1 protein-coding gene is annotated in these 406 nt (G+C 47.3%); it reads left to right on the forward strand.

The window, feature by feature from the left end; translation table 11 throughout:
- The coding region (locus I6F37_RS42730; RefSeq protein WP_225154788.1) for a PKD domain-containing protein at positions 1-406 on the forward strand (406 nt) is incomplete at both ends.

A 406-nucleotide genomic window follows, 5' to 3' on the forward strand; every position in this document is an offset into this window, starting at 1 on the left:
AGTTTGGGCAAACGCTTGCCGTTGGCAAATTTCGGCATAGCTGGCAGCATATCGGTTTGTAGCGGTAGCCAAGTTTACAAAGCCACCAACATTACAGAAGGCGACATTACCTACCTTTGGACACTGGTAGATGGCGGCACCCTCAACTTTGTGGATAGCACCGCTACCGTAAACTGGACCATGCCCGGCCTGCATGTTTTGCAACTATACATCAGCAATGCAGACGGCAATTCGGAAACCAAACAGATAAATGTATATGTAAATGAATTACCGCCTAGCGTAGCCCCCGTAGTTACCAAAACCGGCCGTTTGCTCCAAACTACAGCTTTGCCTGCTGGAGCTACTTATCAATGGTTTAAAAATGGGACAGCTATTATTGGTGCGGTCGATTCTTTCTACCTAGCAA

Origin of the sequence: Bradyrhizobium sp. NBAIM08, assembly GCF_020193935.1 — a bacterium.
In the GTDB taxonomy this organism is placed as follows: Bacteria; Pseudomonadota; Alphaproteobacteria; order Rhizobiales; family Xanthobacteraceae; genus Bradyrhizobium; species Bradyrhizobium yuanmingense.